Below are 21,624 nucleotides of genomic sequence, written 5' to 3'. Positions count from 1 at the left end.
AATGGAAAAAGTGAAGCTAGTCTTTCCAGCGCTCCTTAATTTCAATTATTTTATCTAGCTGTTGAATAAACAGATCAACAAGATCTGGATCAAAATGTTTACTCTTCTGCGAAACCATAAAATCTATCGCTTTTTCAATTGGCCAGGCTTCTTTATAAGGACGGACACTGGTAAGCGCATCAAACACATCTGCAATGGCTACAATACGTCCTTGAATCGGAATGTTTTCACCCTTTAATTGTTTCGGGTAACCCGTTCCATCCCATTTTTCATGGTGAGTCATGGCGACTATTTTAGCTAAATCAATTAAGTCAGAGTCCGATTCGCCTAATATTTCCGCACCTATTTCCGGATGCTTTTGCATGACCATTATTTCTTCTGGTGTTAATTTTCCCGGTTTTAACATGATGCTATCGGGAATACCTATTTTACCAATATCATGCATTGGCGCTGCGTGAAATAAGGCATCTGCATATTTTGCCGAGTGTCCGTAGGCGAGTGAAATTATTTTGGTATAATGACTCATGCGCATTACATGCATACCGGTTTCATTATCTTTGTATTCTGCTGCACGACCTAAACGTTGGATAACCTGTAAACGAGTACGTTTGACTTCTTCTACATCGATCAGTGAAAGGTGAGTTTTAACCCTTGCTTTAACGACTGCGGGTGTTACGGGTTTGGAAATATAATCTACTGCACCAATATTTAATCCCTTTGCCTCATCAACGGCATCGTTTAATGCGGTGACAAAAATAATTGGTATGGTCTTATATTGCGTTTGTTTTTTTAAATGTTCACAGACTTCATAACCGGTCATCTCTGGCATCATCACATCGAGAAGGATCAGATCTGGTTTTTCTTTTTCAATTAAACGTAACGCGTCTGCACCACTTTTAGCGAAAGTGAGCTTATATTGTGCTTTTAATATATTGTTAAGTACCTTTAAGTTAACGGGTTCGTCATCAACAATGAGTACATGGGGTTTACTTTTGGGCATTTAATTCACCTATTAAAATATTAAGTTTATGACGTTATTAAGCTAATAAGTGCACTAATACGTTCGCTTGCTAGTTCAAAATCAAAATCATTACAGGCCGACACAATAGCACCGGTTTGTTGGGTATATGGCGATGCTATATGCTGTAATTGATCCAATAAATGATCATCAAATTCATGGTTATCAACATGTGTCGCGAGTTGCGTTAATGTTGTTAATAATTGTTTATTGGATTTTACTTTATTTTCTTTTTGCTCTGTTTCTATTTTCTGTTGTGCATTTTTGCTTATTTTGTTGGCACATTGTGAAACAGATTTAATATCACGGTTAACTTGTTCAACACAAGCTAGCGCTTCCTGTTGCTTTTGTTTACGTGCCACTTCTTCTAATTCAGACAAGGACAGCATCAGTTTACTCATGGCTAAATTGCCTGCGACACCTTTATGCTTATGAGCAAGTGTTTCAAGGGTTGACCAGTTGTTATTGTGAATTAATGTCGAAAATGAACCTATTTCATGTTTGGACTGATTAATAAAGTGAAGGATCTCGTTAAACAGGGTGGTTTTTGAACCCCATAAATCAATCCCTTTTTCAATATCAATACTTAATCGTTGATCAGATTGCGCGATATTAGGGCTTATGTCGATGTCCGTGGATTTTAATATTTTGGCTATTTCCGATAATAACTGTTGGATATTAATGGGCTTATTTGCAAATCCATCCATGCCAGCTTGTTGTGCTGATTTTTTGTCCTGAGGCAATACGCTGGCTGTTAATGCGATAATCGGTAATCTTGGTAAGCTATTGTCCAGTTCATATTCGCGTCTTTTCTTCGATGCGGTCAGTCCATCCATAACGGGCATTTGAATATCCATTAACACTAAATCAAATCGCTCACTTTCCATTTTTAATAGGGCTTGTTCACCATTTCTAGCAATGGAAATAACATGATTATTACGTTTTAAAATTAAACCGAGTAAATCTAAATTTTGTTCAATATCATCAACAATTAAGATGCTAAGTTGAGGTAATTCAGTGTAGCTTTCCGAACGTTGTTTTATCGCTGACGCTTGGATTTTAGTTAATGGCACACTAAATTCAAAGGTAGATCCTTTTTCTGGTTCACTATAAGCCGAAATAGTGCCGCCCATCAGTTCGACTAATTGTTTACTGATTGTGGTGCCTAAGCCTGTCCCACCAAATCGACGACTCATGGATTCATCCGCCTGGGCAAAGGCATCAAATATTGAGTCTAATTGTTCTGCGGTCATACCAATCCCCGTATCTGAAATAGAGAAACTAAGATAGCCGGGTTGGTTGCTTTTAATATCAATTGTTACGTGGCCCTGTTCTGTAAACTTGAGGGCATTGCCGACGAGATTGGTTAACACTTGTCTTAGCCTATCGGGCACTCCGTTATATAAACCCTGTGCGGATTTTTCTATATTTAGGTTAATCTCTAACCCTTTATGTTGTGCCTGTAGCCATAATGTTGATACCACTGAATCGACTTCTTCTACTAAGGAGAAGTCGCGGTATTCTAGCTGGAATTTACCTTTATCAAGCTTGGCACTATCAAGAATATCATTGAGAATATGCAACAAGGATTTGGCTGATTGATTAATAGTATTAATTTGTTTTCTTTGGTTATTGCTGAGTTCTTCATCTAAAAGAATATCACTAAAGCCAATTATGGCATTCATAGGCGTGCGTATTTCATGACTCATATTCGCTAAAAATGCAGCTCGTGTCGCCGCTGCTTGTTCTGCTTTTTCTTTTTCTGAAACGAGTGCCGACTCCATTGTTTTGCGTTCGGTGATATCCATAATAAAACCATCAAGGTAATAGATATTGGATGTTTCATCTTTAATAGAACGACCATGTCCGAGCGCCCATTTCACGTTTTTATCGCGATCGATTATTCTAAATTCGAGTTGGTAACCATCTGGATGACGTAAATCGGTGTTATTGATCATGGCCATATCATCGGGATGCACAAAGTCAGCAATACTGCGTTTGGGATTTGGGAAAAGAAATTCCGCAGCAGGGTATCCAAGCATATTCTCGACTTCATCATTAATAAACATATTTGGCCAACCGTCGGTGTCTATACACCGATAGGCAATGCCTGGAATATTGGTTACTAGAGACCGAATTTTGGATTCTTTACTGCGTAATGAATTTTCCATCTCCTTACGTTCACGCAAATCTGAGATAAAAGCAACGAACATATTTTGGTTATTTAGCTCTACATGTCCAATACCAAGGCGAACCGGAATTGTATTCCCATTTTTTGTTAACGCCTCAACTTCGCGATCTTTACCGATGATTTTTGCATGGCCGGTTAAGAGATAATTTTCAATATATTGGTCATGATGGTGTTGATCTGGCATGGGGACGACCATTTTCACATTTTGACCGATCATCTCATCCGATTGCCAACCTAATAGCTTAGAAACCGCATGGTTGACACTAATAATGATGCCATTTGAGTCAATGGTAATGATGCCATCAATGGCCGTATTCATGGTCGCAATTAAACGGCGTTCATTATTGATTGCTGCTGTAGAAATATCTTTGTAACGAAAAATGAGGTTAGCGCCTAGCACAACAAAAATAACAATAAGCGTAATACTGGTAATGGCTAATGCTAAAATTGTTGAGATTTCTCCGGTTTGTTGAGACAGTTCAATTTTTGGAGGCAGTACAAAGCGCGCAGCCGCCATTCCGATATAATGCATACTCGAAACGGCTGCCCCCATCACGGCACTTGAAATGCCTATTTTTCCATTTAGACACAGTCCGTTAATACGTGTGGCTTTTAATCCAAAACTTATCCATAGTGCTAATATTGCTAATCCTACGGCGACTATAATGGAGGCAATAAATATCGGTAAGTTGTAACGTAGCATGGGGGCCATTTCCATTGCAGCCATGCCTATATAATGCATTGAACCAATGCCTGTTCCGATTAAAATTCCCCCCCAAATTAATTGTTGTTTTTTTATCGTTTTCCGAGCCATTAAATGTAGTGCGACCCAAGAAGCTAAAATAGAGGGTAATACTGAAATGATCGTAATTTGAATGTTATAGCTAACATGCGCATGCATTTCTAAGGCGAGCATACCAATAAAATGCATAGACCATACGCCACCGCCTAATGCTAAGCTACCAATAAACAGAGATATTTTTTTTCTGAAAGGGGCTGAATATTGTGCTTGGTGTGCAATTTGAAACCCCATAAAAGAAGCAAGAATAGCAATCGCAATCGAGAGAATAACTAACCAAGGATTGTAGTTAGAATGCATAAATAAATTGTTGGCGTCGTACTGAAAGAGTAAGGTTATTTGTTCGAGCATGTTAAGGCTGCCATTTAATTTAAAAGTGTTAAAAATTGTACTTTTTCTATAAAAAGCATCTGTGATTTACTTATATCGACTGTGTTGAAAAATACTTTAGTGATTTAGTCGGGTTTATTTTGTAACACGGAATTAATCAGTTAGGCGCTTATATTTATTCTTTTATCGATTACTGATAATTGCGGAAGGAATGGTATAAAGTTAATTAATTTTTGTGATCACATTCGTACTTATGGATTGAGTTAATTACGATTAACTGGGGTAAAATAAGAAAACTTGTTTCTTTATTCTAAGATGGATATTTATGAGAATTGTTGCGATTACAGCTTGTCCGACAGGCATTGCCCATACATATATGGCTGCTGATGCGTTATCTAAAGCTGCGCATAAAATGCAAATACAAATTAAGGTTGAAACGCAGGGGGCAATGGGGATTGAAAATCAGTTAACAGCCACGGATATCGCACATGCAGATATTGTTTTGATTGCCTCTGATATTGAGATTGAAGATGAACGGCGTTTTAACCAGAGTCATATTAAAAGAGTCAGTATTGAGCAGGTGTTAACAGATGTTAATCAAGTGCTTATTGATTGTCAGAAACCTTAATTACTATGGGGATTGAACGGCGTATTACATTCGTGATTGGTCAGGGCGGTTTTGCTTCGTGGAAGTTAAATCGTTTGAAAACGCTATCTGGATTTTTTCGTTCGGTGGTGATACTGCAAAATATCACAACGGGTGAAAAAGCAAATACAGAGCATGTACTAAAAGTGATTAGTTTGGGAATACAACAAAATGCACTCTGTCAGTTACGTATCGAAGGTTCAGATGCAGAGCTTGCTTGTATGGTCTTGACTGACTTTGTTGCGGATCAATTTGATATTGTGAATACCGCCCATAAACGTAATCCAACCCATTGTGATTTAATGATTGAACAGCATCCTGCTTTCCATTTACCATGTCACGTTGAATATGTTTTTGAATCTATTTCAGTTAATGCAGAGGTAAGTAAGGAAGATATGCTGAGCAAACTGAGCCGTATTGTTAGTGTAACGCATCAAGAGACGATTAATGACGCATTACTAAAACGAGAAGCTGTTTCGTCAACCTACATTGGTCATCGTATTGCATTGCCTCATATTATGATTAAAGAAATTAACCTACCGACATTGGTTGTGTTTAAGTTAAATAAAGCCATTAATTGGGGACAAAGTGCGCACGAGGTGAGCTTAATTATCGCCCTATTTATTCCGGCACCTCCTACTATTGAAGTGGTTAAAGTCTGTACAAAAACAACACGTTCATTATTAAATAGTAATAATTGCCATCTATTAACCAGCAGTACTCAACCCGAAGCGATTAAAGCCATTCTATTTCATTTTATGGCGAGAGATATGCCGTCATTAACGTGGGATTAATACCATGCCTACTTGCTTATTTATACCAAATGGTTAGTGCAATCAATGCCTTACTATCATCTCTTTTCCTTTGCTTAAATAAAATATTTAATTAATGGCGTTAGTATAAGTATTTTATCTGAGACGACGATATTCGTTGGGGGTATGGCCGGTTTTATGTTTAAACACTCTGAAAAAGTAATTCACATCTTTATAGCCGCATCGCGTTGCTACTTCATTTAACCTAAAATTGTATTTTTGTAACATAAATTTAGCGCGTTCTATGCGTACCTGAGAAATGTAATTGGCCAATGTCATATGTCCCTGTTGGCGAAATAATCGAGACAGATGATTAGCTGAAATATTAAATCGAGTTGCAATACTTGCGCGTGTAATGCCGCGATGGAAATTTTCTTGAATATAAATACAAATCCCTTGGTATAGCGCTTCGCTGCGTTTTTTGGAAGAGTTTGCTGGGGTTGATACCATCAGTTGACTGTAACTCATGAGTGCGAGTAGCAAATATTCATCCATCGGTTTTTGATGGGATTCTCGTGATAGGGCATTTAAGGCTGCTAATATGTTATCGATAGCATGGCCTGTTCGGGTTTTGACACTGTGCTTTTGAATATCAAAAAAAGTATCTTCGTCTTTTCGTTTACTGACTAAACTAAAGCCTAATTGGCGTTGTCCGAATAAAAGACTTAAGACAGAGCAATCGGTATTCCAATCGGGTTTGTTCCAACAGTTTGGGGGAATATAAAGTACATCGCCCGCACGAATATTGACATCGACAATCCCTAGGTCTGGATCTTCAATTTGATTTTTATATTCGCCGCTAATCACTAATTCTAAACGTGGAAAATTAACTTGATAACTGAATTGAGGGGGCGTGAGTTTGTCTCTAGCAAACCAAATTCGATTTAAATTTTCTTTTTCAGCGATAAGTATGCCGATCAAATTATGAAAAATATCACTCATGGTTTATTCCGCTTTTAATTTGACATGATTAACCCAGTACAAAAGGGTGATGCTTCAGATCACATTCATCATTTGTGGTTACAAAAATCCAGTAGATGTATTTTTTATACACTATTCGAAACACATTCTCTATATCAAAATAGTGTTATTAAATGATGTTTCACACTATCAATGAAAAAGTGAGGTAATACTATGATCACGCAATTAATTAATACTAAATTGATTTGTTTAGATCTTAAAGCCACTAATAAAAATGATGTGTTTATGGAGTTAATTGATCTGTTGTTTGAGCAAGGACGAATTGACAATAAAGCGCAGTTTTTAAGGGATGTTAAAGCACGTGAAAACATTGGCAATACCGGATTTGAAGAAGGTGTTGCAATGCCACATGCTAAAAGTTCGGCCGTGATAAAACCAGCCGTTGCGATTGGTGTTAGTCATGCTGGCATCGATTATAATGCTGAAGATGGTCAACCATCTAAACTGTTTTTTATGATTGCATCACCAAATACCGGGTCCAATGACCATATTGAAGTATTGGCTGAAATATCATCTAAATTAATTGAAGAGGGCTTTATTGATAAGTTTATGTCTGCTGAAAATGAGCAACAAGCGTTAGACTTACTGTTACAAAAAATTGAGCCTAATGAAGACGCAATAGAAGCCAATAAAGGTTATCTGATTGGTGTCACAGGCTGTCCAACGGGGATTGCACATACGTACCTTGCGGCTGAAGCGTTAGAAAAAGGGGCGGCTGCATTAGGGTACAAAATTAAAGTAGAAACCAATGGTTCTATTGGTGTGAAAAATAGTCCAACAGCGGCAGAAATAGAACGTGCAGATGCAATTATTGTGGCTAGCGATAAGCAGGTTGAATTACATCGGTTTGCTGGAAAAAAAGTGATAGAAACGGCTGTTAAAGCACCGATCACCGATGCTAAAGCGGTGATTAATAAAGCATTGAATGCACCTATTTATCTCCATGATGATAATGATGCAACCGAGCAAGCAACAACGGCATCGGATAGCCGTGGGAACCTTTATCGTTATCTTATGAATGGCGTATCTAATATGATCCCATTTGTTGTGACGGGAGGTTTATTAATTGCACTTGCGCTGGCAATTGGCGGTCAACCAACCGAAGCAGGCATGGCAATTCCACCAGATAGTTTATGGAATAAAGTCTTAGATGTTGGTGTCGTCGCCTTTACGCTAATGATCCCTATTTTGGCTGGATATATTGCCTACGCGATTGCAGATAGGCCTGCATTAGCACCGGGATTAATTGGCGGTTGGATTGCGAATAATGGTTCCTTTTATGGTGCAGATGCGGGAACTGGATTTATCGGGGCAATTATTGCGGGCCTATTAGTTGGGTATTTTATTAAATGGTTAGTGAGCTTTAATTTCCATAAATACATTCAACCACTTGTTCCAATTATGATTGCACCTATTGCTGGCTCTTTATTTATATCTGGATTATTTATCTTTGTGATTGGCGCACCGATCGCAAGCTTAATGGACAGTATGAATACATTATTAACCAATATGAGTACCGGTAACGTTATTTTACTCGGTATTGTCTTGGGGGGCATGGCTGGCTTTGATATGGGTGGTCCTTTCAATAAAGTCGCATTTCTCTTTTCAGTTGGCATGATAGCCAGTGGTCAAACCCAATTTATGGGGGCGATGGCCTGTGCTATTCCTGTAGCACCGTTAGGTATGGGATTAGCAACCGTCTTAGGTCGAAAATTGCATCTTTTTGAAGCGTCTGAGATTGAAGCGGGCAAAGCCGCAGGAGCAATGGGCTTGGTGGGTATCTCTGAAGGGGCAATTCCATTTGCAGCGCAGGATCCGCTTTCCGTGATTCCTGCCAATGTGATTGGTTCGATGGTGGCTGCCGTTATGGCGTTTTCTTTTGGGATTACTAATAGCGTTGCCCATGGCGGTCCAATCGTTGCATTATTAGGTGCGATGAATAAACCGTTACTTGCAATACTTTGTATGTCAGCTGGGACCGTTGTGACTGCATTAGTTTGTTTAACACTGAAAAAAATGCGCCATGCAAAAGTAGTGGAAATCGCGTAATTCATAATTCTATGCAAGATGAATGAATAAACTCAAGCTCTCTTTTTAAGGGAGCTTTTTTATATTGTTAATTTAGAAAGGGAAGTGAAGATTGGCTTAAGAACATATACAACCCAGTACCGGCCATAATACTAAGTAATGCATTGTTACGCCAAAGATGTAATCCAACGACTAAAGTTAGTGAAATTAATTCGATAGGGCCATCGCTGACGTTACCAAAGCGTATATCTCTAAAGCAATAAAAGAGTAAAAGCACCATCATTACAGGCGGTAAATAACGGCCAAGATAAAGTAGCATGGGATGTTCGCTTACTTTGTATAAAAGAATAAAGGGCAGCACTCGAGTGGCAAAGGTTGCAATTGCCATCACGCCAATAAAAAAGAGTAAATAATAGGTTTCTTGCATCTATAAATTTCCCTGTGATATTGGTGGAGTTGTTTGCTGTTTTTTCTGAAAAAACACTAACACAATAATCGATAATAGAATCGACATAAGTAACATATTATCGCGGCTGAATAACCAAATCGAAACAAACGCCACTATACCCGCCATGATAAAAGGGCGTGATTCTTTAATGGTTTTATATTGCTCAATGGCGAGCACCATAAATAAAGCCGGTAGGGTAAAATCTAACCCCGTTGTATCGAGTGTTAATTTAGCACCTAATACCGCGCCAATTATTGAACCAATAACCCAATAACTTTGATTTAAAGCGGTGATCATTAGGTAAAATTTAGTTTTTTCTTTATCGTCTGGTGGCTGTGCGCCGGTCAGTAATGAATAGGTTTCGTCGGTTAATCCGAAGATTAGGTAAAGTTTACGCCAACCCTTGGTTTTAAATTTATTAATTAATGAAATACCATAAAATACATGGCGGGAATTGAGTAGTAGGGTAGTGATCGCAACTTCAACGAATCCGGCATGATTAGCTAATAGGCCAACCGCCATAAATTGGCCTGCACCTGCATAGATAGTTAACGACATTAATGCCGCATAAATCCAATGAAAACCAAGTTCATTAAATAAAATACCAAAGGCCATACCAAGGGGAATATAACCGAATAATACCGGAATAGTTTCCTTAAATGCAGATTGTAAAAGTGGTTTACCCATCGGAATAGCTATCCTATTTGCAATTTATTTTCTAGAAAAGCAAGAAAAGGGAAGATTATACTCAGGAAATGAAAGGCTGCAAGTAGGATTGTGTAGGCAAGGTTTAACGATCTTAAGGAAGATATTTATTAAGAAAATAAAAGTGTTAGAGGTGCTATTTGCACCTCCATTTATAATCGAGAAATGATTAATTAGCTAGGTATTGTTTAAGTTGTGTTTTTAATGGTAAAGCAGTCATTGCGCCTTTTTGAGTGGTTGCTAATGCCCCACATGCATTTGCCCATTGCACTGCTTGACGAATATGTTGCCTTTCATACCAGTTATCATGCTGCGCTAAATAGGCCATTAATCCGCCAACAAAGGCATCGCCTGCTCCTGTGGTATCAACGGGTACAATAGCTTTTCCTGCTATGAGTTCTTTATTATTTTTAGTAATAACTAATGCGCCCTTTGCCCCCTGGGTGATCAGTACCAATTTATTATTGAATTTAGTAATCGCATCCAGTCCTGTATCAAGGCTATCGGTCTCGGTTAAAAATAGTAATTCATCATCGGATAATTTAACTACATCGGCCATTGCAACGGCCTTAAGTACAATGGGTTTAATTTCATCTTGATTAGCCCAAACCTCATCACGTAAATTGGGATCAAAGCTAACGAATCCACCTGCTTGTTTAATTTTTTCCATGGCTAAAAAAGTACTACTACGACTGGGCTCATTGGCTAATGCAATTGAGCATACATGCAACCATTGATGCTTAGAAAACGATGGAATGTCAACGGGGAGCATAAATTGATCGGCACTGGGTTTGACCATGAACGTGAAACTGCGTTCACCGAGTTCATCGAGATCAACAATCACCGTTGAAGTACGTTGATGTTTATCTAATTTCATCCAACGGGTGTCGACATTTTCTTCCGTTAAGGTTTTCTTCATAAAGCGCCCTAGTGGATCTTGGCCAACTCGACCAAAAAATGCGCTATCACCTTGTAAACGTGCAACGGCAACTGCTACGTTAGCAGGCGCGCCTCCGGGACATTTTAAATAATTGTTTTCGTTTGCTGGAATTAAGTCAACGACTGCATCCCCAGTAACCCAAATTTTATTCATTGAAATTCCTTTGTTATTAGTCTTAAACCAGTATTACATGATGAATGCTGGTTTAAGACTCGCAGATAAAGTTATGCAGCCGCTTTTTTATTAGCACGTTTTGCTAAGACTAAAGTAAGTGCAAAGGCAACGACGAATGAAATCAACATACCAATAATATAAGGTGTCACATCACCATTACGGATAGAGATTATACCGGGTAAACCTGCTGCGCCGAGTGCGCTTGCTTTAACATTAAAGAGGGTAATAAAGGCGCTTGAGATTGCCGATGCGATAATCGCAGCAATAAATGGATAACGTAGTTTTAAGTTAACCCCAAACATTGCGGGCTCTGTGATACCAAGTAGCGCAGTCACACCTGAAGGAATTGCAATCCCTTTGGTTTTTATATCTTTTGTCGCAAAACCGACTGCGAGTGCTGCACCACCTTGTGCAATATTTGACATAGCGGCAATTGGGAAAATAAAACTACCACCTGTTACTGCAATATCAGCTAGCAGTTGAATTTCAATCGCGATAAAGCTGTGATGCATACCGGTAATTACGAAGGGCGCATAAATTAAACCAAATAAAGCACCACCGATAAAGCCAGCTGAATCGTATAGCCAATTTAAACCGTCACCAAGTAAAAAACCAATGTCACGAGTGAATGGACCGACAACGGTGAAGGTTATAACGCCGGTAATGAAGATAGCGAGTAAGGGGGTTAGTAGATTATCTAATAACGAGGGAATAAACTTACGCAGTCCATTTTCTACTTTGGCTAAAATAAAGGTTGCGACTAATACCGGTAAAACGGAGCCTTGATACCCCACCTTTTGAATGTCGAATCCAAATATATTCCAAACGGGAATATTGCCTGATACAGCAGCACCACCGAATCCCCAACCATTAAGTAAATCGGGATGAACCATTAACATGCCGAGGGCGGCTGCTAAAAAAGGATTACCACCAAATTTCTTACCGGCCGAAAAGGCGAGTAGGATTGGTAGATAAACAAAGGGGGCATTGGCAAAGGTATTAATCATACTTGCGAGGTCAGCCAGTCCAGGGTTCGCACTCACTAGGGATTGACCGTCAATAAATAATCCCTGCGCAACTAATAGGTTATAAATCCCCATTAATAAACCACCGGCAACAATGGCGGGAATGATAGGAACAAAAATATCAGACAAACCTTTAACCGCCTGTTGAACAATATTTTGTTTTTCAGCACCCGCAGAAGCAACATCTTTCGTGCTCATATCTTCGATACCCGTTAGTTTAGCCATTTGTGCATAAACTTGATTAACAATTCCTGAACCAAAAATAATCTGATATTGACCGGCCACTTTAAATTGACCTTTCACACCTTCAATATTTTCGATAGCTTTTTCATCTATCAGCGATTCGTCTTCAATAGCAAGGCGTAAACGGGTTGCGCAATGTGCTAAAGCATTAATATTATTTTTACCGCCAAGTTTATCAATAAGCTGGCTAGCCACTTTTGGATAATTCATCATTTTCTCCAGGTAAAGAACAGTTATATTGTGATAAATTAGATTACATTATCTATTTCGGGAACGTTTGCAAAAATGATTTTTGTCTAGTTAAGTACTTTTATCAATAATACTATCGCTTAATTGTGATTAAGATCGTTTTTTGTCTGGTGGTTTAACCCTTAATTGGGATCTTTTTACTGTTGAATAGCGGGAATTTGTTATAATTACTGCAAACATTCCCAAAAGTTAGGAACAAATTTATGGCTGGGCTGCATGATGTTGCAAAATTATCCGGTGTTTCGAAATCCACCGTTTCACGGGTTATTAATAATGAATATGGCGTTAAAGCGAGCACTAAAGAAAAAGTGGAAAAGGCGATTATTGCCTGTGGTTATGTCGCTAATCAGGTTGCTCGAGATTTGAAGTCTCAAAAAACCAATTTAATTGGTGTGATTGTTCCCCGTATTGCGTCCAATGCCACTGCTAAAGGGCTTGACGGCTTAAGTCCTATTATTGAGCAGGCTGGTAAACATGTGTTATTAGCCAATAGTCATCAAGATAATGGGAGAGAAATTGAGTATATTAAGCGCTTTAATCAAAAGCGGGTCGAAGGTATTTTATTGTATGCTACCCATTTAGATTCTGCCTTAGTTAAGGCGATTGAACAGTCTGAATCACCCGTGGTATTAATTGGACAAGATGGTTCATTATTTCATATACCAAGTATTATCTATGATGATGTTAGTGTCGGCTTTAGTGCGGGCCAGCGTTTGATTGAATCGGGTGCTAAAAATATTGGTTTTATTGGTGTCGATAGTCAAGATATCGCCGTTGATCAGTGTCGTTTTCAAGGGTTAACGCAATCTTTGCAACATGCGCAATTAAATTCACCGTTATTTCATAGTCGTGGTGAGTTTTCAATTGAGTCGGGCTTTATTCAAACACAGCAGTTATTAATCGATTGGCCACAATTAGATGGTTTATTTTGTGCGACGGACCGTATAGCTATCGGTGCATTAAAGGCGATTGCCCAGTCTAATCGCATTGCTGGACAGGATATTAAAGTGTTAGGCGTCGGTAATGATGAACTTGCTCAAATCTCTTCACCAAGTTTATCTACCTTTAGTTATGCATTTGATTTAACAGGTAAAAAAGCTGCTGAGATGTTATTGGATTTAATTGATAAAAAACAAATGGATGTCAGTAAGTTAGTCATGGGGTTTGAAAATGTGTGTAGGGAAAGTTGTTAATTATACCAATTGTATTAAATATGTGATCTAAATTTTGCGCTGGAAAAATGGTTTAGTTTGAGGCGAAAGTTGCCACTACCGAGAGATTAACAAGTGAATCCTCTAACGTGAGAATTAATATAAAGACATTAATTCTTTAATGGTTGTTCCCTTAACGAAACTTTCAACAAAGAAATAAACTATTTTAACCAGCAAAATAGATCAGCTAATTATTACGATTGGTATTATAAGTGATCTAGATCTACTTTTTGTTAGTTAACCTCATTCAATTATTGCAAATGGTTAGGCTTTTACTTATGTTGTTTTGCAAACGTTCCCAACTTTACTCGTCGTTATAGGTCTATTATGTTATTATTTTCAATTATCAACGCCTGTGGCGGTATTCACAATGTCTTACGTATACTAGCCCCGGATACACGTATTTTAGTCGAAATCAAAGATACGTCTTTATTGTCGTCACAAGCAAAGAAACAGAATTACAATAAGGCATTAAAGCAATTAACATATGATAAGGCGATGATTAAAGATAATGAGCAACTTGCCTCTGAATTGTTGGAAGTTGGGAAAAAAATTGCTGAACAGCAAAAACTATCAATTGCTTCCTGTACCTCTCCCGTTGAATGTGAATACCGGCCTAGTTGGCATATTTCTCCACCACAGGGATTATTGAACGATCCCAATGGGTTTATTTATCATCAGGGGCAATATCATCTTTTTTATCAGTGGTATCCCTATGACTGTGTACATAAAGATAAATACTGGGTGCATTTAACCAGTAAAGATTTAATTCAATGGGATTGGCAATCAGTTCCCTTAACACCATCGGATTGGTTCGATAGTCATGGTGTTTTTTCTGGCCATGCTTTGAGTCAAAATGATCAGTTAATGGTGTTTTACACAGGGAACGTGCGTATCGGTGAGCAGCGTGATCGACAAACGATGCAATGTGTTGCCAGTTCGACGGATGGTATTCATTTCACTAAACAAGGCCCGGTTATTACTGAATTACCACCTGGTGTTACGCCTCACTGTCGTGATCCTAAAGTATTTCGTCATGATGACCATTGGCTAATGTTACTCGGTGCTCAACGTGAAGATGAGGTTGGCCGATTAGCGGTTTATCGTTCTGAGGATTTAAAGAGTTGGGATTTTGTTGGTTTAAGCGGCGATGAATTGGGGGATTTTGGTTATATGTGGGAATGTCCTGATTTTTTTACTTTAAATAATCAAGATTTTATTGTGATTGGACCTCAGGGGATTAAGTCATCGAGTAAGTATCATACGGTGCCACATCATAATGGTATTGTTAAAGCTCAATTAGATGCACAGGATAAATTTACTTTATCTGAATTTCAGCATTTAGATGTTGGTTTTGACTTTTATGCGCCACAATCTTTACAAACACCTGATGGTCGTCGCGTAATGACAGCGTGGATGGGATTACCCGATGAGATTAATCAACCAAGTATCGATAGCGGTGATGGTTGGGTACATCAGCTGACTACTTTCCGCGAGTTATATTTTGAACAAGGGAAATTATTGCAAAGGCCACTATCGGAGCTGAAAGCGCTTCGTCGTGAGCAAATTATTGTCCCTAAGGACACGCATTGTTTTGATCTACAGAGTAAATCCTTTGAATTAAATGTTTTGTTAACGTGGGGAAGTAGAATTAGGTTGCATGAATCTTCGACTGGTTATTGCGAAATTCGTTTAGAGGAGCAGAGTAGGACGCTTTATTTAGATAGAAGCAATACATTAATGCGAGAAGGGGATACGCTTCGTGAATTAGCGTTGCCAAACTCAGCGAGTATTCATTTGCAAATTTTTTCGGATACATCATCGTTAGAAATTTTTATTAATGATGGAGAAGCGGTGATGAGTTCACGCGTGTTTACCGATAAAACGGCAACTAAAATGAGTTTCACTGGTGATGTTGAAATTCAAAATAGTTGGTTGTTTTAAGTTCCTATGGGAGTGCGCATCTTTATTATCGATGCGAGATTTTAATCATTTTAAACATATTTTGTTAATAAAAATGAAAATGGGATTGCACCGACTGCAAAAATATTGCAAATAATAAATGTAGTGTGTAATCCCAATCCATCACCTAATAACCCAACGAAAAACACAACCATAGATGTGATACTAAAGCTGATGGTCATATACATGCTATTCATAAATGTGGGCATATGTGTTTGTGTATCCTGTACGCTTGCCATCAGCACGGGCCCCGACGATAATAAAAAGAATCCTAAAAACGCAAGAATATAAATATTTCCAAATTTTAAAAATAGCGCCATGCACAAGGCAGAGGCAATGCTGGTGATAACTAATGTGTTTTTTCTACCGATGCGATCAGAGGTATTGCCTGACATAAACGCACCTAATACACCGAAAAACTGTAGTACAGATAAAGAGATACCTGCGTACCAAAGACTCGCTCCCTGATTCGTTAAATAGACAGGAAGGTAGAGCGTTATGGCACTTTTCATTCCCGCTTGAAAAAATAAATAGGCGCCTAAAATAGAAAAAAAGGGCATATATTTCTTGAGTAGCTTTTTAGTGTCACCTTTTTCCTGTGGTTTTCTTATCTTCTGGTTCGCTGTATCAGGATCATTGCCGAAGTTTTTAAGTTTGAGATACAGAATAAAAGAGGCAAGTAATCCTAGAGGCATTAATCGGTATATCCCTTCAAGTCCCCATTGAGAAACAGCGGCAGTGACTAATAATGGACCAATGGTTCTTGCAGATTCGCCACCGACCATAAACCAACTCATGCCCGTCCCGACTCGATTACCCGATGCTTCTTTGATGATAACGGGGGAAGGGACGTGAAAAAGTGCAGCGCTTATGCCCGAAACAAACAGTAATATAAATAAGATACTGTAGGACGAAGCTAGGCCAATCAGGCTCATCGCAATAGCGGTAACAGCCGGGGTTAATATTACAAAATACTTAACCCCAGTTTTTTCTGCAAGTAACCCAAAAAATGGATTGAAAAGCGTTGGTATTCTTCTGATAATTTCTAACAATGCACTGACGGACAACGACATCCCAAGTTTATCAATAAGTAACGGCAACAAAGGCGCTAAAAATGATGAATAGGTGTCGTGTAGCATATGGGCACAGGAGATGGTAAACACCTCGGATTTTTTAAATGTTGTGTTACTCATAATGTCATGTGGCTCGTCGTATTATGTTGATAATACCAATTGTATTAAATATGTGATCTAAACTTTGCGCTGGAAAAATGGTTTAGTTTGAGGCGAAAGTTGATGTAAATAGTTGTTTCCTTCACGAAACTTTCAACAAAGAAATAAACTATTTTAACCAGCAAAATAGATCAGCTAATTATTACGATCGGTATAAATCAATCGTTAAAGGAATAGCGTTATACCGGCCTTGGCCGAGTGCACATTTGCACAATGCTGCTGTAGTAAAGCCTGCGCATTATCACCGGTGCAATGGGCAGGATAAATATTGTCAATATGTTGTTGATTGAGATAATCAATAGTGGCATCAATACGTGTTTTATTGGCATGAACAAGGTGTAATCCACCCAATAATAATGTCATTTTAGTCTCTGAAGGTAATCGCTGTTTTATATGGGTTAACGTATTGATGATACCTGAATGACAACAGCCACAAATTACCGCTATACCGTCTTCGGTGTGTAGCCAAAGACTCATATCATCATTGAGTAAATCCGGTTGTTTTTTATCGGTATCAAGAAAAAATGGGCCGCCTGTATCTTCATCGGCGGCGATACGCGGAATTTGCCCTGTTAACCACATACCTGGCGTTATTTCGGTTGCATTGGTAATAAAGTGTTTTTGTGTATCGGCAAATTCAGAAAGCGCCATGAGTATATTTGGTTTGATAGATATCGTATGTGGCGCTTTGTTTGGATGCAACGAATAGCGCGTTTGTAAACAATCTGGATGAGCGTAAAAATGTGCATTGGGATTTAACTTGAGTAGGGTATCTAAGTTACCACTGTGATCATAATGGCCGTGGCTTAATATAATAAAATCTAAATTAGTTAAGGGGATATTTAATTGTTCGGCATTATAAAACAAGGCTTCTTTATTTTGCCCATTATCAAATAAAATTCGTTGACCATTGTATTCAATATAAATGGCAAGGCCGTGTTCATTTTTAAGCCCAATTTGTGATTTGTTATCAACGATGACGGTGATGCAGTTCTTCATGGTTAGACCTATTGACGTTTCATAAAACGAGCTGCACTTTTCGCCATTAGTTGCTGATTAACATATATTTCAGCTTCGACTTTGTACAGTGTTAGGTAATTTTTAACGATTTTTGCACGAATGAGAATATCCGCAGTAAGGGGGATTTCGGCGAGGTAACGAATATTAATATCACCGGTAACGGCTTCTTCACCGCGACTAAAAATAGTATTGCACATTGCGGAGTCAAGCAATGCTGCGATAAAACCGCCATGCAATATACCTTGATACCCTTGGTGATGAATACTGCCCTTTGTTATTGCCCAAACGATGCCATCTTGATCTTGATAAAAATCGAGTTTTAAACCGAAGCTTGCTTGGGTCCCACACAACATACAATGCTGGTGGCTATGGTGTTTTTCGACTTGTTTTAAGGTAATGGGAGACTCAATGAAATCAAGTTTTTCAATTTCATTTTGGATAAATGGATGATTCGAATTATTCATGCTGAACTCGTTAATTGAATTAATCAGTGTGGTGATTAATATAAGAATAGCCAAAAAACATGATAGATTTATGGCTATTTGATAATACCAATTGTATTAAATATGTGATCTAAATTTTGCGCTGGAAAAATGGTTTAGTTTGAGGCGAAAGTTGATGTAAATGGTGTTCCCTTTACGAAACTTTCAACAAAGAAATAAACTATTTTAACCAGCAAAATAGATCAGCTAATTATTACGATTGGTATAATAATGTGGTTACAGATCTTTTTTACAGAAATACCAATCGGTGCATTCATAGCCTTCACCTAAACGCGCTTCTGCTGCATCCGCATTCTGTGGTGGTGGTACGATGACCTTATCACCCGGTTGCCAACCTTCAGGTGTTGCGACTTTATGGGCATCTGCAGTTTTGAGCGCGCGTAATAGACGCAAAAACTCAGGAATGGAACGCCCATTACTCATTGGATAGTAAACCATTGCTCGTAGGATACCTTCGGGATCGATAATAAAAGTAGCGCGTACCGCAGATGTATCAGAAGCGCCAGGGTGAACCATGCCATAGGCTTTGGCTACTTTCATTGAAAGGTCTTCGATAATTGGAAACTTTACATCAACACCAAATTTTTCTTTGATATTACGTACCCACGCAACATGGCTGTAATAGCTGTCAATTGATAAACCCAATAAGTCAGCACCTTCTGCTAAGAATTCATCGTGATGTTTGGCAAAAGCCATGAATTCAGTGGTACAAACAGGCGTGAAATCAGCGGGATGAGAGAAAAGAACTAGCCATTTCCCTTTGTAGTCCGATAACTGTTTTTCACCGTGTGTTGTTTTTGCTTTAAAGTTAGGCGCTGGTTTATTTAGTTGTGGAAACGCACTTGTTTGTGCTGGTTCAATGTTGTCCATAGTAATAACCTCTTTGATTCAATAGCGTTAGATATGTGGTTGTTTTGGTGTTAGTTGTGGATGTATTCGAGAATATCTATGCTCGAAATAATACCTTCAACTTGACCGACTTTATTGGTGATTAATACTTTGTAGTTATGATGGCGTTTCATTTCCTTCGCAACATCTGCAATAGGCTGTTGTATGTCCATCAATAACGGTTCAATTAACTGTAAATTAGAAATAGGAGTTGTCATTGGGCGCTGCTCTGAAACTTGGTCCATTACTTCCTTAATCGTTAATATACCCTGCACTTTTTCATCGTTGTCTAGAATGGCTAAAGAATGAATTTTTTCTTCAGCGAGTAAATCAACGGCTTGTTGCAATGTGTCAGATTGATATAAAGAAAAAACACCTTGGTGAACAAATTGTTGTGCAATGGGGGGCTCTGCTTTACCGTAAATTTGGTCAGTGAATTTCACTACCCATGCGCCCATTTGTACTTGAATGACATAACCGAGTGAGATAACCAACGCGATATCAGCACCTTCTTTACCAAAGGCTGTCATCGCAATGGCCAATGCGATAGATAAATTGCGCATTACACTGCCGTAAAGAAGGGCAATTGCATCACCACGTTTAAAAAATAGTTTGCCGATCACCGTACTCAGAATGAAATTACAGGTATATAACAACAGTAGCGGTATAAAAATATGTAGAAGAACAACGGGATCTTGGAATATTGTTTTTGCTTTTAAAGCCATTGCGACAAATACAATCCCCAGCACACCTAAAGTTGAAATAGGAGGGAATTGTTTTTTTAATTTTTCTTGATAATGCGCCATCCCATAGTTGGCGATCAGTGCACGTTGAATTAAGTGTCCAAGAATGAGGGGAATAACAATAATGATCGCAATCTGCTGAACAACTTTTAACATCGCAATTTCAACAGCAGCCCCCATTAATTGATTAATATAAATAGGTGTCAGAATTGAGCCCATTAATAAACCAAAAATAGTCATTTTGATTGCTGCAGGCATGTTTCCCTTTGCCATACCGGTCCAAGAAATGGTCATTCCCGATGTGGGTAATAGCCCTGTTAATAATAATCCTAGTGCTAAATATTTATTATCAGGAAAAAAATATATGCCAATGGCAAAGGCAATAAAAGGAGTGATCGCAAAATTAATAAATTGCGTAGCAACTTGCACTTTCATATCACCACCTTCAAATACTTTACGTATCGGTAGGGTGATCATCATTGGTAATACCATTAAAAAAGTAAGCGGTATAATTAAATTCTTAAGGTAGTCGACATCATTGAAATAGCCATAGAACAATGCGACTAACATGGTCAGTGGAATGCTTATTATTAAGTTTTTTTGTAGCCAAGATAGTTTATTCATGCTTACCTCTAAGGGAAAGTCTGTATTAATGTGTGTTAATACAGACTTAATTGATTATTCTTGCTCAGTTGTTAGTGCTTGTCTTGGTCCATTCCCTAAACCACGTCCATTACCATAACCCAAGCCTTGACCGCGATTTTGACCTCGTCCATTTCGCATTCCCTGACCATTAACGCCTTGTGGTGCATTATTGTTTATGGCATTGTTTTGTCCATTGCCTCTGCCATTTGCATTACGAGGTCCTTGACCATTTGCAATACCTTGCCCCTGACCATCACGACGCCCTAAACCTCTCCCTCTTCCTTTAGCTTGATTGTTTCTTATTCCATTATTTTGTTCGTCTTCTACAATAAACTGACCGCAGCAACGAACACGTTGTAATGGTTGAAAACCAATATTTAGTGGATGGTTACGACGACAATTATTTCTTCCTCTATTCATTACTTGCATGATATTTTTCCTTTTTATTAATACAAAAGTTATTTCTTCTTCTTTTGCGTTTTTGGCAGCCGGGCATTTTGAATTTTGGTCTATCTAAGATGTTCATATTTAATGCATCAACAACATCGTTGACATCACCGGCAATAAAAGCAAACACTTCACAACCCTGATTGATAAGTGATTCCTCAATATAAAAGGGGAGTGCACCGCAGATAACCATTTCAACATTTTCCTTTAGCAATTCATCAACCATTTCGGTTTCATTTTGGCTATTAAAATAATGTGTTTCCTGTATGTTGCATTCTGTGAGTGAAGCATTAATTGCTATCCAAGTCTGCGTTGTTTCAAACACCGGAGACACCCGTGATTGCGTTGTTAGTAATGCAACTTTCATAAATCCCCTTGCGATTT

General features: G+C 38.4%; 19 protein-coding genes. 5 read left to right on the top strand and 14 right to left on the bottom strand.

All coding sequences use genetic code 11. The features are described from left to right. Nucleotides 1-16 precede the first annotated feature (16 nt). A complete protein-coding gene (locus tag ACR30L_RS13360; RefSeq protein ID WP_435234743.1) occupies nt 17-1,000 on the bottom strand; it encodes a response regulator in 984 nt (327 codons plus the stop codon). 26 nt (nt 1,001-1,026) lie between these two features. Further along, nucleotides 1,027-4,359: an MHYT domain-containing protein gene (locus tag ACR30L_RS13355; protein ID WP_435234742.1), complete on the bottom strand. Its 3,333-nt coding sequence runs from the start codon at nt 4,357-4,359 to the stop codon at nt 1,027-1,029. 304 nt (nt 4,360-4,663) lie between these two features. On the opposite strand from ACR30L_RS13355, the gene ACR30L_RS13350 reads away from it, so the two are divergent. Together ACR30L_RS13350 and ACR30L_RS13345 are read left to right on the top strand one after the other, a co-directional pair. Next, the gene (locus ACR30L_RS13350) at nt 4,664-4,966 is read left to right on the top strand and encodes a PTS fructose transporter subunit IIB (protein WP_435234741.1); all 303 of its coding nucleotides are present in this window, start codon (nt 4,664-4,666) and stop codon (nt 4,964-4,966) included. Further along, a complete protein-coding gene (locus tag ACR30L_RS13345) occupies nt 4,951-5,778 on the top strand; it encodes a PTS sugar transporter subunit IIA (RefSeq protein WP_435234740.1) in 828 nt (275 codons plus the stop codon). Before ACR30L_RS13350 ends, ACR30L_RS13345 begins: the two co-directional genes overlap by 16 nt. 114 nt (nt 5,779-5,892) lie before the next feature. Here the strand turns inward: ACR30L_RS13345 and ACR30L_RS13340 are convergent, their stop codons facing one another. Further along, nucleotides 5,893-6,738, bottom strand: coding sequence for a helix-turn-helix domain-containing protein (locus tag ACR30L_RS13340; RefSeq protein ID WP_435234739.1), 846 nt, complete (start codon nt 6,736-6,738; stop codon nt 5,893-5,895). A gap of 192 nt (nt 6,739-6,930) precedes the next feature. On the opposite strand from ACR30L_RS13340, the gene ACR30L_RS13335 reads away from it, so the two are divergent. After that, nucleotides 6,931-8,826: a PTS fructose transporter subunit IIABC gene (locus ACR30L_RS13335; protein ID WP_435234738.1), complete on the top strand. Its 1,896-nt coding sequence runs from the start codon at nt 6,931-6,933 to the stop codon at nt 8,824-8,826. Between the two features lie 67 nt (nt 8,827-8,893). Here ACR30L_RS13335 and ACR30L_RS13330 read toward each other — a convergent pair whose 3' ends face one another. From ACR30L_RS13330 to ACR30L_RS13315, 4 genes are all read right to left on the bottom strand, one after another. After that, a complete protein-coding gene (locus tag ACR30L_RS13330; protein WP_435234737.1) occupies nt 8,894-9,232 on the bottom strand; it encodes a branched-chain amino acid transporter permease in 339 nt (112 codons plus the stop codon). Further along, nucleotides 9,233-9,940: an AzlC family ABC transporter permease gene (locus ACR30L_RS13325; protein WP_435234736.1), complete on the bottom strand. Its 708-nt coding sequence runs from the start codon at nt 9,938-9,940 to the stop codon at nt 9,233-9,235. It lies immediately after the preceding gene. A gap of 187 nt (nt 9,941-10,127) precedes the next feature. Then, entirely contained in the window at nt 10,128-11,051 is a 924-nt protein-coding gene (locus ACR30L_RS13320; RefSeq protein ID WP_435234735.1) for an aminoimidazole riboside kinase, read from the bottom strand. A gap of 71 nt (nt 11,052-11,122) precedes the next feature. Next, on the bottom strand, nt 11,123-12,550 hold the full coding sequence (locus ACR30L_RS13315) for a sucrose-specific PTS transporter subunit IIBC (protein WP_435234734.1): 1,428 nt from the start codon (nt 12,548-12,550) through the stop codon (nt 11,123-11,125). A gap of 242 nt (nt 12,551-12,792) precedes the next feature. Here ACR30L_RS13315 and ACR30L_RS13310 point away from each other — a divergent pair, with 242 nt between their 5' ends. Both ACR30L_RS13310 and ACR30L_RS13305 read left to right on the top strand, forming a co-directional pair. Then, entirely contained in the window at nt 12,793-13,782 is a 990-nt protein-coding gene (locus ACR30L_RS13310) for a LacI family DNA-binding transcriptional regulator (protein WP_435234733.1), read from the top strand. 345 nt (nt 13,783-14,127) lie between these two features. Further along, nucleotides 14,128-15,744, top strand: a complete 1,617-nt coding sequence (locus tag ACR30L_RS13305) for a glycoside hydrolase family 32 protein (protein ID WP_435234732.1) — start codon at nt 14,128-14,130, stop codon at nt 15,742-15,744. Nucleotides 15,745-15,794: 50 nt separating this feature from the next. Here ACR30L_RS13305 and ACR30L_RS13300 read toward each other — a convergent pair whose 3' ends face one another. From ACR30L_RS13300 to ACR30L_RS13270, 7 genes are all read right to left on the bottom strand, one after another. Continuing rightward, nucleotides 15,795-16,955, bottom strand: a complete 1,161-nt coding sequence (locus tag ACR30L_RS13300; RefSeq protein ID WP_435234731.1) for an MFS transporter — start codon at nt 16,953-16,955, stop codon at nt 15,795-15,797. 204 nt (nt 16,956-17,159) lie between these two features. After that, the gene (locus tag ACR30L_RS13295; RefSeq protein WP_435234730.1) at nt 17,160-17,993 is read right to left on the bottom strand and encodes an MBL fold metallo-hydrolase; all 834 of its coding nucleotides are present in this window, start codon (nt 17,991-17,993) and stop codon (nt 17,160-17,162) included. Nucleotides 17,994-18,001: 8 nt separating this feature from the next. Then, nucleotides 18,002-18,478 (bottom strand): hotdog domain-containing protein, encoded by a 477-nt coding sequence (locus tag ACR30L_RS13290; protein WP_435234729.1) that lies wholly within the window; start codon nt 18,476-18,478, stop codon nt 18,002-18,004. A gap of 255 nt (nt 18,479-18,733) precedes the next feature. After that, on the bottom strand, nt 18,734-19,387 hold the full coding sequence (locus ACR30L_RS13285) for a peroxiredoxin (protein WP_435234728.1): 654 nt from the start codon (nt 19,385-19,387) through the stop codon (nt 18,734-18,736). A 50-nt stretch (nt 19,388-19,437) separates the two neighbouring features. After that, nucleotides 19,438-20,772, bottom strand: coding sequence for a bile acid:sodium symporter (locus ACR30L_RS13280; RefSeq protein ID WP_435234727.1), 1,335 nt, complete (start codon nt 20,770-20,772; stop codon nt 19,438-19,440). 54 nt (nt 20,773-20,826) lie between these two features. Next, nucleotides 20,827-21,222 (bottom strand): hypothetical protein, encoded by a 396-nt coding sequence (locus tag ACR30L_RS13275; protein WP_435234726.1) that lies wholly within the window; start codon nt 21,220-21,222, stop codon nt 20,827-20,829. After that, nucleotides 21,206-21,607, bottom strand: a complete 402-nt coding sequence (locus ACR30L_RS13270; RefSeq protein WP_435234725.1) for a hypothetical protein — start codon at nt 21,605-21,607, stop codon at nt 21,206-21,208. Before ACR30L_RS13270 ends, ACR30L_RS13275 begins: the two co-directional genes overlap by 17 nt. Nucleotides 21,608-21,624 lie beyond the last annotated feature (17 nt).

This window comes from Psychromonas saccharinae, assembly GCF_051201515.1.
Taxonomy (GTDB): domain Bacteria; phylum Pseudomonadota; class Gammaproteobacteria; order Enterobacterales; family Psychromonadaceae; genus Psychromonas.
The sequence above is the reverse complement of the archived record's forward strand: the minus strand, read 5'-3'. Positions and strand labels throughout refer to the sequence as shown.

What these genes read in the sequence shown, in the direction of transcription:
- ACR30L_RS13275 (WP_435234726.1), bottom strand. Translation starts at nt 21,222, where the DNA reads ATGCAAGTAATGAATAGAGGAAGAAATAATTGTCGTCGTAACCATCCA.
- ACR30L_RS13350 (WP_435234741.1), top strand. Translation starts at nt 4,664, where the DNA reads ATGAGAATTGTTGCGATTACAGCTTGTCCGACAGGCATTGCCCATACA.
- ACR30L_RS13325 (WP_435234736.1), bottom strand. Translation starts at nt 9,940, where the DNA reads ATGGGTAAACCACTTTTACAATCTGCATTTAAGGAAACTATTCCGGTA.
- ACR30L_RS13340 (WP_435234739.1), bottom strand. Translation starts at nt 6,738, where the DNA reads ATGAGTGATATTTTTCATAATTTGATCGGCATACTTATCGCTGAAAAA.
- ACR30L_RS13330 (WP_435234737.1), bottom strand. Translation starts at nt 9,232, where the DNA reads ATGCAAGAAACCTATTATTTACTCTTTTTTATTGGCGTGATGGCAATT.
- ACR30L_RS13270 (WP_435234725.1), bottom strand. Translation starts at nt 21,607, where the DNA reads ATGAAAGTTGCATTACTAACAACGCAATCACGGGTGTCTCCGGTGTTT.
- ACR30L_RS13360 (WP_435234743.1), bottom strand. Translation starts at nt 1,000, where the DNA reads ATGCCCAAAAGTAAACCCCATGTACTCATTGTTGATGACGAACCCGTT.
- ACR30L_RS13335 (WP_435234738.1), top strand. Translation starts at nt 6,931, where the DNA reads ATGATCACGCAATTAATTAATACTAAATTGATTTGTTTAGATCTTAAA.
- ACR30L_RS13315 (WP_435234734.1), bottom strand. Translation starts at nt 12,550, where the DNA reads ATGAATTATCCAAAAGTGGCTAGCCAGCTTATTGATAAACTTGGCGGT.
- ACR30L_RS13285 (WP_435234728.1), bottom strand. Translation starts at nt 19,387, where the DNA reads ATGGACAACATTGAACCAGCACAAACAAGTGCGTTTCCACAACTAAAT.
- ACR30L_RS13310 (WP_435234733.1), top strand. Translation starts at nt 12,793, where the DNA reads ATGGCTGGGCTGCATGATGTTGCAAAATTATCCGGTGTTTCGAAATCC.
- ACR30L_RS13320 (WP_435234735.1), bottom strand. Translation starts at nt 11,051, where the DNA reads ATGAATAAAATTTGGGTTACTGGGGATGCAGTCGTTGACTTAATTCCA.
- ACR30L_RS13280 (WP_435234727.1), bottom strand. Translation starts at nt 20,772, where the DNA reads ATGAATAAACTATCTTGGCTACAAAAAAACTTAATAATAAGCATTCCA.
- ACR30L_RS13295 (WP_435234730.1), bottom strand. Translation starts at nt 17,993, where the DNA reads ATGAAGAACTGCATCACCGTCATCGTTGATAACAAATCACAAATTGGG.
- ACR30L_RS13355 (WP_435234742.1), bottom strand. Translation starts at nt 4,359, where the DNA reads ATGCTCGAACAAATAACCTTACTCTTTCAGTACGACGCCAACAATTTA.
- ACR30L_RS13290 (WP_435234729.1), bottom strand. Translation starts at nt 18,478, where the DNA reads ATGAATAATTCGAATCATCCATTTATCCAAAATGAAATTGAAAAACTT.
- ACR30L_RS13305 (WP_435234732.1), top strand. Translation starts at nt 14,128, where the DNA reads ATGTTATTATTTTCAATTATCAACGCCTGTGGCGGTATTCACAATGTC.
- ACR30L_RS13300 (WP_435234731.1), bottom strand. Translation starts at nt 16,955, where the DNA reads ATGAGTAACACAACATTTAAAAAATCCGAGGTGTTTACCATCTCCTGT.